This window comes from Brakhagea slesvicensis, assembly GCF_052161625.1.
Lineage (GTDB): Bacteria > Planctomycetota > Planctomycetia > Pirellulales > Pirellulaceae > JBKCUI01.
Genome location: NZ_CP197412.1, coordinates 404092 through 415779, shown reverse-complemented (window position 1 = coordinate 415779; position 11688 = coordinate 404092). Strand labels below are relative to the sequence as shown.

Annotated in this window: 8 protein-coding genes; 3 read left to right on the top strand and 5 right to left on the bottom strand. The window is 54.5% G+C overall.

Going from position 1 to position 11688, the window contains the following annotated elements; all coding sequences use genetic code 11:
- Positions 1-132: 132 nt before the first annotated feature.
- Entirely contained in the window at positions 133-1473 is a 1341-nt protein-coding gene (locus SH467x_RS01525; RefSeq protein WP_482369555.1) for a phosphohexomutase domain-containing protein, read from the top strand.
- A gap of 132 nt (positions 1474-1605) precedes the next feature.
- On the top strand, positions 1606-2859 hold the full coding sequence (locus tag SH467x_RS01520) for a helix-turn-helix domain-containing protein (protein WP_482369554.1): 1254 nt from the start codon (positions 1606-1608) through the stop codon (positions 2857-2859).
- Positions 2860-3010: 151 nt separating this feature from the next.
- On the opposite strand, the gene SH467x_RS01515 is transcribed toward SH467x_RS01520, so the two are convergent.
- The 3 genes from SH467x_RS01515 to SH467x_RS01505 all read right to left on the bottom strand — a co-directional run bounded on the left by SH467x_RS01515 (position 3011) and on the right by SH467x_RS01505 (position 7751).
- Complete coding sequence (locus tag SH467x_RS01515) at positions 3011-4468, bottom strand: Nramp family divalent metal transporter (protein ID WP_482369553.1); 1458 nt, start codon at positions 4466-4468, stop codon at positions 3011-3013.
- A 76-nt stretch (positions 4469-4544) separates the two neighbouring features.
- The gene (locus SH467x_RS01510) at positions 4545-6368 is read right to left on the bottom strand and encodes a cation:proton antiporter (protein ID WP_482369552.1); all 1824 of its coding nucleotides are present in this window, start codon (positions 6366-6368) and stop codon (positions 4545-4547) included.
- Positions 6369-6545: 177 nt separating this feature from the next.
- The gene (locus SH467x_RS01505; RefSeq protein ID WP_482369551.1) at positions 6546-7751 is read right to left on the bottom strand and encodes a hypothetical protein; all 1206 of its coding nucleotides are present in this window, start codon (positions 7749-7751) and stop codon (positions 6546-6548) included.
- Between the two features lie 269 nt (positions 7752-8020).
- On the opposite strand from SH467x_RS01505, the gene SH467x_RS01500 reads away from it, so the two are divergent.
- Positions 8021-9256, top strand: a complete 1236-nt coding sequence (locus SH467x_RS01500) for an MFS transporter (RefSeq protein WP_482369550.1) — start codon at positions 8021-8023, stop codon at positions 9254-9256.
- Here SH467x_RS01500 and SH467x_RS01495 read toward each other — a convergent pair.
- Both SH467x_RS01495 and SH467x_RS01490 read right to left on the bottom strand, forming a co-directional pair.
- Complete coding sequence (locus SH467x_RS01495) at positions 9225-10922, bottom strand: sensor histidine kinase (RefSeq protein WP_482369549.1); 1698 nt, start codon at positions 10920-10922, stop codon at positions 9225-9227. The two genes, SH467x_RS01500 and SH467x_RS01495, sit on opposite strands and share 32 nt — an antisense overlap.
- Positions 10919-11668: a response regulator transcription factor gene (locus tag SH467x_RS01490; protein WP_482369548.1), complete on the bottom strand. Its 750-nt coding sequence runs from the start codon at positions 11666-11668 to the stop codon at positions 10919-10921. The genes SH467x_RS01495 and SH467x_RS01490 overlap by 4 nt, the downstream gene beginning before the upstream one ends.
- Between the last annotated feature and the right edge of the window lie 20 nt (positions 11669-11688).

The window sequence follows — 11688 nt, the reverse complement described above, 5'->3', positions numbered from 1 at the left end:
AATTTGATTTTTCCTTCTCCCTGGGTGCCCCTTACGGGTTCTCGGGGTATCCTTGCCAAACGCAGTCGCCTCCCTTTGGCGAGCTCAGCGACTGGACTGCTTCGATGGACGACTACTCTTCGCAGGTTTTCGATGGCCGAACCCATTATTAGTATCAGCGGACTTCGAGGGATTATCGGATCGGAATTGACTCCCGCAGTCGCCTCCCGTTTCGCAGCTGCTTTATGCGTTACAGCCGATCCGGGACCAATCATTCTCGCACGCGACGGTCGGGTGAGTGGTCCGATGCTGGTGGACGCTATCGCCGCGACCATCGTGGCCCATGGTCGCGAGTGTATCGATTTAGGGATCGCGAGCACGCCGACTGCTGGACGAAACGTGAGGTTCTTTCAAGCGGCGGGGGGAATTCAAGTCTCGGCGAGTCACAATCCTCCCCCCTACAATGGAATGAAGCTTTTTGGGAAAGACGGCCGCGTATTGAGCGCCGTTCCTGGAAAACGCGTGTTGGATGCTTACCAGGAAGGGGGGGCCGGCTGGGTGGGCGTCGATTCGTTGGGCTGGAGAACCAACGTACCAGACCCGCACCAGGATCATCTCGATGCGGTCTTGGAAACCGTCGACGTCGATGCGATTCGCAATCGATCCTTCCGCGTCTTGCTCGATTCCAATCACGGCTGTGGATCGATCCTGGGCCAACGCCTATTGGAAGCGCTCGGGTGCCGAGTAACCCTTATCGGAGTTCCTGCGAACGGCTGCTTTGCGCATCCCCCGGAACCGCTCGCGGAAAACTTAGGAGACGTGGCGGAACAGGTTCGCGAAAATGGCTGTGAAGTCGGTTTCTGTCAGGATCCCGATGCGGACCGCTTGGCGTTGATCAGCGAGCAAGGGGAATACATTGGCGAAGAGTTCACGGCGGTTCTGTGCGCGTACCGCCGTTTGATGAAATGCCCCGGCCCTATCGTGACCAATTGCGCATCGAGCGGGATCACAAAGTGGCTCGCTCAACGATTCAATGTCCCGTTTTTTCAAAGCGCCGTTGGAGAAGCGAACGTGGCCGACTGCATGATCGAACAGTCGGCGGTTTACGGTGGGGAAGGAAGCGGCGGACCCATCGATCCGTTGGTGGGATACATTCGAGATAGTTTTGTCGGCATGGCTCAAGTCCTCGATTTGATGGCTGCAACGGGGAAATCGATCTCCCAGATCGTGGCTGAATTCCCTCGCTCGGTCATGATCAAGGACAAGATGAGCCTCTCCAAAGAACGGCTGCTCGAATCCCTCAAACGGCTTGTCGACGGATTGGCATGCCAACATGTAAGCCAGCTTGATGGGGTACGACTGGATTGGGATGATCGCTGGCTTTTGCTTCGGGCCAGCAACACCGAACCCATCGTCCGCTTGATTGCAGAAGCTCCCACCCTGTCGGACGCGGAATCTCTCATCGCCCGAGCCAAAGGCCTGATCGACGCATAATCCGGACAATCGACATCGGCGGCCCAAATTCTCTCAATTGTCTATTTTCCGTGACTAGAATCCCCCTAAGCCGTAGACTAGTGTAATAGAACGCTTTTCTACGATCTCTTTCTCCCCTGAAGTGACCAAGGCATGGCAAACTACGTATCCCTTGAGCAAGCCGCAAAAATATTGGGTATCTCCACGGAAGAGCTGGTGGAGATGCGCTCTCGCGGAGAGATCTTTGGCTACCGTGATGGGACGTCATGGAAGTTCAAGGAAGAGGAAATCGAACGTGTGCAAGCGGAATTGCAGGGAGACGCTCTCGACGAAGACGCTGGTGGCTCTTCCATTCTGGTCTCGGAGCGTCAAGCCAATCCCTCCGGTAATTTGAGCGGCTCGAACATCGGCAAAGATGCGAGCATCAGCGAAATCGGACTGGGTAGCGATTTGAAACTCATCGACGACGATAGCCGCGCCGATAGTCGCGCGGGTAGCGATGTGAAGTTGGTTGCGGATCCGAACAGTGGCAGTGGCGTGCGCCTCGTGAATCGCGCGGCGGAAGAAAGCGGGATTCACCTTGGTGGCGAATCCAAAGCTGATTCGAATGTCGATCTCGGTAGCGAACTGAAACTCGCCGGGGATGCCAGTGGATTCGACTTGAGTGGCAAGGGCTCGGGAGCCATCGAACTGGGAAGCGGTTCTGGCGGTAGCGGCACTAGCGAAGGAATCGGTTCCGAACTGGAATTGGCAACCGACGACGAAGACGATTTGGTCCTCGGTTCCGACTCGGGTGTTGGACTCGCATCGGAAAGCGGGATCAATTTGATGAGCCCGTCCGATAGCGGACTCTCGCTCGAAGACGAACCGCTCGATTTAGCAGGTACTGGTATTTCAGGGCTCGATCTGGGTGCTGAAGTGAATAGCGGCTCCGGTGCAGGGTCTGGTAGCGCCGTGAGCGGCATTAGCGGACTTGGGAGCGGAGCGCTCGTTGACTTCCAGCAAGGTGAAGAGTTTCAGCTGACCCCCTCTGGCGGACTTGAAGCGGATGACGATAGCGGCTCGCAAGTCATCGAGCTGGAAGATTCTACCGAATTCGGCGCTCCAGGTGCCGGCGGTTTCGGCGACGAAGGTTTAGATCCGATCCAAGAAGCCGATGGTGGCTTTGGTGGAATGGGCGGCGAAGAGGAGCTTGCTGCTGGTGCGGCTGCAGGGACAATGTATCGCGGCGTCCCGGAAACGCCCTACACCACCATCGATGTGATGCTGCTCCTCACTATTCTTATCTTGCTCAGCCTGTGCGGCGTTCTCGTAAGCGACTTGGCCCGAAACATGTGGGCTTGGGATGGAACGAACGACCTGTCGACCGGTTTGACCAGCACATTGGTCGGCGTACTTCCCAAATAGTCGCGCCGCCCTGGCCTGCTGCACGAACGACTACTTTTGACTGGCCCGTTGGTTCGACGGGCCCATTGGTTTGACTGGCCCGTTGGTTTGACTGGCCAGTTGGTTCGACGGGCCGGCAGCAATGAGTGGCAGTTGTACCAGTCGGCCTTTCCTAGCCGAACAGCCGGCCGATTGCGTCTGGGACCGAGTATGCCGCGACAACGGTGATGGCGATGGTCGCGATCCATAGGAGCAAGTCGGAGAGCTTGGAAGGCCGCAAATCCGAATCGAGTTTTCGGTATCGGAAGACGAGCGTTACGATGGCCATCATGGGCAGCGTAGCGGCTTGCGCAATACCACCCAGTTTGACCATGTACTGCGGATCGCGGTTGACCAAGTACATTCCTAGGGCAATGCACGGAAATAGGACGCAAAAAAGCTGAATCGACTTCAAGCGTCCGGACGGCGTCAGCACTCGCGATACTTGAAATGCGCCCAGCAAATCGACCACCATGCGACTGTTGGCCGCGCACGCCAAGTAAAGGGTCTTGAACAATACGGCTCCCGCACCGACGAGGAATAGTATTTGCGTCCAATCGCCAAAAGGACCACGATACATCTGCGAGAGTGTCTCGATCATTTTCGCCCCGGCGGGGACCAAGCCTTGTGGATGCAGTACCGCTGCTCCCATCGAGTAAAACGCAACGGTGGAAAGGGTGAACACGACCATGCTCACCCACGCATCCAGATGCATCACGCGAATCCAACCTCTGGCACGCTCGTTCCACTGCTCTGTTCCATCATTTGGTCCGACGAACTTTCCGTAACCCTTCTCAATACACCAGTAGGGGTAGTAGAACAACTCGGTTGCACCGACGCCCGTGATGCCGAAGACCGCGAACGCATCGGCGATTCCTTCCGGTGGAATTCTTCCGAGGAGTCCACCACCAATTTCGCTCCACTTGGGCGCAAACTCGGTCGCGAACAGTGCTAACGTTGCAGTGACGGTGATGAGAGTTACTCCCACGACCAGAATCGTGGTTACTCCCTCAATCCGTCGATAACTGCCGTTAAAGATGATAGCGATCGTGACGAGGCAAGTGAGAAAAGCCCAAGGCATTTCGACATGGTTTCGGACATAGTCGCCCAGGTTGGACGAGAATTGATCCGCTGTTTGAGCGACGCCTCCGCTGACATCAGGAAAAGCCATGTGGAGAGATTGCCCAACTCCGCCCGTCATTCCTCCAAGTTGAAAGACGGTGAAAAAGAGCATGAGAATCCACCATAGGAGCAGTGAATTTCCAATCCAAGCTCGCGTTGAAATACTTTTGAGCGCGCTGAGAGTCGGAAGTCCCGAAGAAATGGCGTAACGTCCTAGTTCGATCTGGACAAAGACTTTGATCACGCAACTGAACAGGATTAGCCAGAGGAACGCAAAGCCATGTTTGGCGCCGATGGCTGTGGTGAGGATCAATTCCCCGGAGCCAACAATGGTTCCCGCCAAGATGATGCCAGGGCCGATCATCCGCAGCGCTTCCCACAGCGTCTTAGGAGGCTCTTGAACGGCGGACAACGAAGCCGGGCTGAACGAGACAGCTTCGCTCTCGGAAGGATTGATGGGTGACGACATGGGAGAGGTGGGGAAAAGGGTAGGGAGAATCGCAGATGCGGCCATGGTACCAAAAAGGCTCCGACCGTTGCTGGGATCAAACGTTCCCTTTTTGCGATCGTTTCGCTTCGGGCATGGCCAATTCGGCGCCGTGGCTTCCCAGTGAGAACTCCTTTTGAACGCGACGGATTTCCTCTTGGATGAGCTGTTCGTCTGCGTTGAGCTCTCGCAGTAAAAGCGCCGCCAATCCGATCGCCGTCTCCCCCTCCTCGGTAACCATCCCCGCGGTCCCTAATTCTTCAAGCCAAGCCTTTTCTTTGAGATATCGTGCCCGCGCGAAGACTCGGACATCGGGATTCATGTCGGTCGCCGTTAAAATCACGGCCGTGCGTACGAGCATCTCCGGGATTGTCACCAACAAGTAGCGAGCTTGCAGAATGCCAGCCGCTTCCAAGATATCGCGTCGGGTCGCGTCGCCATAAACGGCGAGTTCACCGGTTTCCGATATTTCTCGGACGGTATCCAGATTCAAATCGATGACGATGGGCTGTACGCCAAATTTTTTAAGGATGCTCGACGCTGTCCGACCCACTGGGCCATATCCGATAATGACAGCCGTTTTACTTTGCAGGACATCTGCTTCGGAATTCTCGATGCGATCGCGAATCGATTGATTATGGGTGGCTCCCTTTTCTTCCGATCGTCGCAGCAACGCTTGCCAAAGCCGAGGTCGCCGTCTCAACCAAGACTCAAAAGGGCCGATCGCTCGAAATAACAATGGATTAATGGTGATCGATACCAGGGCGCATGCGACCAACAATGTGTGCCCTTCATGGCTTAGCATATCCAGTCGGTTGGCTTCCTCGGCCAAAAGAAAAGAGAACTCGCCGATCTGAGCCAACGCAATCGAAACCGTGATCGCGGTGCGAACGGAATACCGGAGGAACCAGACGATCAAGAACGACGTCAGCGGCTTGATGAGCAGAATGATCGAGAGCAACCCGATAAACAAAAACGGACGCTCCATCATCACGTAAGGATCAAAGAGCATCCCCACCGACACGAAGAATAAAACGGCAAATGCATCGCGCATGGGAAGTGCGTCTGCGGCCGCTTGATGACTGACCTCGGTTTGACCAACGACCATCCCTGCCAAAAAGGCTCCCAAAGCCATCGATACACCAAAGATAAACGCCGAGCCCGTCGCAATCGCCAACGCAATGGCCAAAATAGAGAGTGTGAAGAGCTCGCGGGAACGAGTGCTCGCAACGACCCCGAGCAACCAAGGAATGACGAACCTTCCACCTCCTACCACGACCAATGCCAGTGCCGAAACTTTTGCGACTGCGGATAACAGGGAATACCAAAGACTGACCCTCTCTCCCTCTGGCACTAGTTCAGCAGGGGCAAAGGCCGGCAGCGCGACGAGCACCAATACGGTGAAGATATCCTCGACGATGAGCCATCCCACAGCGATGTGTCCCTGTGGGCTATGGATGATATCGTTGTCCATGAGCATGCGAATCAAGACGACGGTACTCGCCACGGAAATTGCAATGCCGACGACCATCCCCGATCGCCATCCCAAACCAGATGCGATCATCAACCAAGCCCCCAAAGCAGTAGCCACGAGGATCTGACCACATGCCCCCGGTAGAGCGATTCTTCGAACCGACAAAAGCTCGCGAAGATTGAAATGCAAACCCACCCCGAACATCAGCAATACCACGCCGATCTCTGCTAACTCTGCCGCCATCTTCGGATCGGCAACCATCCCAGGTGTTTGCGGCCCAAGCATGAAGCCGGCCAGTAGGTATCCGACAATCGGCGAAAGCCGTAACTTTTCGGTGATTAACCCAAAGATCAATGCGAGAACGAGGCTTGCTGCTAAGTTCAATAAAAGCGCAAAGTCGTTGTGCATCGGTAAGCTTGTTTCCCTTCTCGCCGCAATGTTTCCAATCGATCGGATTCTACTCGCGGAACCTTTCGCGTTCCCGCCGCTCGATCGTACTGGGATTCATTTCAAATGCAACGCAGATTGAATGCTTTCAAGGTGCTTCGCCAGTACATTGAGGCTCTTTCTTTCCATGATCGCGATTCAATCTTCAAGTCCGAGTGTAAGGTTGGTTCGTGTCGATGCCCATGCTTCGAATTCGGTTAGAGCCACGAACCTCTCTCGCTCTTCTCCAATCACCGTGGCCCAGAATGGCTCGTCGAGTGACATGTACTCTCGAGGCAGCACGATTCGGACACGCGGATCGATGGCTGAAAGAAGTTTCGGTAAATTTGATATTTGACTCTGGGGATAACTCCAGTTGTGAAGAACCAAGGTTCGGATCTGGGATCGATCGATGAACTGCGCGAACGAGGGACTCACCATCCAATTCGAAATCTCCAAACGTTCGAGCGACGGCGATGACTGGAGCCGCTCCCAAGGGATTGGGTTGGACACAACGATTTGGTAGATCGTCTCCTCCCGATCTGGTACGAGAATCGGGGGGACACTTGCGTTCCAAGGCATCCCGCAGCCTTCCAGTTGAAGCTGAGTGAGCGAAGGCAATTGAAGGACCTGGTTCCAATCTCTCTCGCTCAAAAACACTTGAGCCAATCGCAATCGCTGCAAGCTCAGTAGCTTTTCCCAACCGTTCAAGCTGGCTGATGGCTCTCGCACTGCTTGTGAGAAATCATCCTTTCCTCGCTGTTCTGGCCACTGAAGGCTCTGGATTTCTAATTCGATGAGAGAGGGGAGCTCGCCTAATGCGTGGAAAGAAACGGGCGCTTTACTGATGTAATCAACGCGAAGCTTCTGGAGGTGCGATAGCCGTTCCAGATCTTCGAAAAAAACGAGTAAAGATTCCCCCTGGAAAATGGAAATCGTCAGCTCTTGCAACTGAGATTTGACCAATCCCGCAGCGATCGATGTTCCTGGGGGGCCAGCGCACTGAGTTCGAAGCGATCGGAGCGTCGGGTGTTCAAGCAAATACACTCGAACATTGGGATCGGACCACCAATCGTCAGACCCAGTGTCCACCCTGGTCAACGAAGGGAGGTCCTTGAGAATCTTTCGAATCTCGTCTGCGTGCAAGGGCGAATTTCCATACGAAGGTTTGATGTGTTGGTAATGTTCGTAATCGCCAACCTTTCGGATGCAGTCGTACCAAGGTTTTCTCCACCACAACCTCCAGGTCTCAATGAAAGAAGCTTGTCCATTCGCTTGAGGGGCACCCCAGTCCGGACTGGGCATTTCTTCCGATGACGAATAAACCAAAAATCCTTTTGCCTCGAGAAAGGCGATGGTTTCCATCCTCGTTCGTCTCCACACGGTTAGCATACAAATCATGCCTGAACCGAGGAGCAGAAGTAACAGCAGGCGAAGCGAGAAACGAAAGTTGCGATGAGGATGGACTCGGGATTTCAGCGATGCTTCTGGGTGTGTCGGCTCCATTGCGTTCATATCAAGCACAATCCCTTTCTGTACGGTCGCTGTCGCATTACGAATCGAAGTATAGGATCGGGGACATTACTCCTTCGAGGTGATGCTCAATTCTAAGGCTCCTGAAGGAATGGAAGGAAGTGTTCGTTCGCACTTCGCGCGCGTTTCGTCTCCACTCGGCAGGGCTGGAGGGATTGCACGGGAACTGTTACGCTTCCGACATGTTCTTAGTCAAAATGATCTCCGCCATTGCATACATCGGTCTGGGACTTCCGGACGCGATGCTGGGAATTGCCTGGCCGTCGATGCGACGCGACTTCGAGGTTTCCTTTGACTCCCTGGGATGGATCCTAGCGTCGACGTTTTCGGGCTATCTCCTTTCAAGCTCGATGGCCTCGAGACTTTCGAAATGGATGGGGATCGGTTGGTTGCTGATCGGGAGCTGCGCGATGATGACATTCGTTGTCGCGGGGCTTGCATGGAGCCCGACCTTTTACTTAACGGTCGCGATTGGATTTGCAGGGGGATTGGGTGGAGGCGCTATCGATGCGAGCCTTAACAGTTTCACTGCCCATCGGTTTTCGATCCGTATGGTCAACTGGCTTCACGGATGTTGGGGGATTGGAGCTTGCATAGGTCCCTTCCTTATGACTTGGGTGATTACCTCCGGACATTCGTGGCGATGGGGCTATGCGATCGTGGCGTCCCTTTTAGCCAGCACCACCGTGCTGATTTGGTGGACTCGACAGGAATGGAAGGAGTCGGGCGATGGATCCGAGGAGAACGAAACTCCTCACGCTCCTTTCCTGGCTGCGATTTTGGACAAACAAGTCCTTGGGCAATGTTTTCTTTTCTTTGTCTATACCGGAATGGAATCGACACTCGGGCAACTCCTGTTCACTCTTTGGACCGAAGGAAGAGGCGTTCCTGCAGGAGTAGCAGGGGGAGCGGTGACCGGGTATTGGATTGCCTTCACTTTGAGCCGGTTCATCATGGGACAACTCACAACCATCTGGTCGAGCAAACAAATCCTGACCGCGTCGGGACTGATCACTCCCCTCCTCGCTGCAGGGATTGCCTTTCCTCCCTTCACCTTTGCGGATCAAATCGCTGCGGTTCTATTGGGTGCTTGGATTGCCCCCATGTTTCCGACTTGGATTGGTTTGACTCCCTCCACGGTTCGCAGCGATCGCGCATCGCAAGCCATCGGATTTCAAGTCAGCGCAGCCGCGATTGGGATCGTCGTGCTGCCAGGGCTGATTTCATCGATCGCCGTAAGGGTCGGGCTCGAAGCGATTCCCATCGCTTTGCTCGGACTCGCTACGGTTTACTCGATCACGCAATCTATCTTGTTGGCGAAAGCGTCCCGGCGATAGGGAGCGTAATCTCGATGGTTGTACCGATCGGGAGGGAGGAAATACGCAGGTCTCCTCCCTGTTGCTGCGCCAGTCCCCGGCAGATCGACAATCCGATTCCAATGCCAGGTGCGGTGTCAGCCGCTTCTTCTACCGATTTAGAAAAAGGCTTCCACCATCGAACCCCTTTCGGAAATCCAGGTCCGTTATCGGTGATACGCAGCGTACTCCACTCTTCCCCAGGGGAAGGTGGTAGGACCAAAAGTCGGACCCGGGCATTGGGGACGTTGGATGCGTACTTGCATGCATTGTCGATGAGGTTGACGAGGATTTGGGCTGTTGCGGATCGATTTCCTTTCACCATTAACTGGTCGATGTTGTCAGCATGGATCTCGAGCACGATCTCTCTTCGGCTGCACATTCGCTGGAGCGATTCCTGCAATGAGTCTAAAAGCTCTTTCAAGCGAAACGGCTCGACCGGCATCTCCCGTTGCGACAAACGAAGTCTTGCATAGGCAAACACATTTTCGACCAGATGCTCGATGCGATCGACTTCGCCTACCAGGGTTTGCAAGTACTCTCGCTTCGTGGATTCATCCCTTACCATTCCTTCGTTCAACATCTCGGAATAAAGCTTCAGCGTGGTCAAGGGTGTTCTCAATTCATGCGTGACCGCGGCCACAAATCTTTCTCTGCGGTCGTTGAGTCGAAGCAGACTAAAGAGAATGATCCCTGTTCCCGCTAGGGCAACACCCATTCCGATCCAAAGGGAAGCCAACACAAGCGGCACAGAGATGTCGCGTGTTGGCAATTCACCTGCTAGGTCACCGACGCGGTTACCCGGAATGACGATGACGGGGAGCGTTACGAGCATGTCTGGACTCCCTTCCTTCGGCAAGGGATCGACGGGGAGAATCGATGCCTCCGGCAGGAGGTCCTGAATAAGCTGCTGCAATTCGAATTGGAGTTTTGGCCAATCCAACACGAAGACTTGTACGGTCGGATCGGTCTGTGCGACATCGCGAACCAGTAACAATTCACCTTGTGACCAAATCGGTGTGAAGGGAATCCCCCAACCTGGATCCGAGACGCTGGCCCTTCCATTCCGAACGGAGTTTTCGATCAGTATGGAATTGCTTCGGTTGATATTCTGAGCTCGCTGGGAGAATTCGTTTGCGGCGAACGAACGGATCTCCCCATTCGTGGCTAACTGAGGCGCTTCGTCCACCGAAATCCTTTCACCAGGTGGGACCACTCGCGAACGAAAACGAGCATATTCCCTCATCTTATTACGCAATGAAGGCAAGGAATAAGTCGAGGACTCGATCGGATTTTCTTCCTTCGCATGAAATGGCTCCTCGATTACCATACGGCGCGCACGTATCGGAATCTCCTGGATCGCTACTGGATCGGTCGGTGCAGCAATTTGTTGCGAACCTCCAGCTGAGCCCCTTTCCAACAGCGCCTTCTCTTCCGAGACGGCTAGCGAGGAAAGGAGTGGAGCAAGCAGCGAGTCTAATCTCCAGAGGCTCAATCGAATGTTCTCTTCTAGTCGCGCAGCGGTCATCGCTTGCTCCTCTCGTCGGTCCAATTCGAGAACCGTTCGCGTAAGAGCGACTGCACCGAGTAGGGCGAGCAAGCAAAATAGGAAAAATCCTCCCCACAACCCATTGCTTCGTAGCTTCATGAGGCGACGTCCTCTGGGGGGCTCGGAATCGCAGGGCGGTTAGGAATCGCTGGGGATTGGAACATATACCCACGTCCTCGGACGGTCAGGATGATAGACGGATCGGTGGGATCATCTCCCAGTTTGTCCCGGAGCCGTGCGATGTGCATATCGATCGTTCGTGTTGGAACTCCATTCGGAGAAAGCTTCCAAACACCCTGAAGTAGCTCCTCGCGCGATATGGCCCGCCCGGAATGCCTTACGAGGTAGAGCAGCAGTTCCGATTCCTTCTCTGAGAGTTCTTGCCGATTCCCTTTGCGAAAGACGACTTCCCTTCTTTCGAAATCAATGGTTCCTTTTGAAAACGAGAATAATGAAACCGCCTGCGGACGTTGAGGCGAGCGGCGTAATACCGCCTCGATTCGTGCCAGCAACTCTCTCACGCTAAAGGGTTTGACGATGTAGTCATCGGCACCATCTCGAAGCCCTTCGATGCGATCCGTTTCAAAACCACATGCGGTTAAGATGATCACGGGCAATGTCATCCCCTCCTTCCTCAGCTGACGAAGAATGTTTCTGCCATCGGCGCCAGGTAGCACTAGATCCAGCAGCATCAGATCGATTTCGCCATTCTTCGCTGTCTGCTTCGCTTCGACTGCGTTCGAGGTCTCGCGCACCGAGTAACCCGTCAAATGCAAGGCGTCGACAATGGCGCGGCGAATGCCAAGATCATCTTCTACGACCAATATGGTTTTCTCGGAGTGCATGAATCTTCATTCGCGTGTTG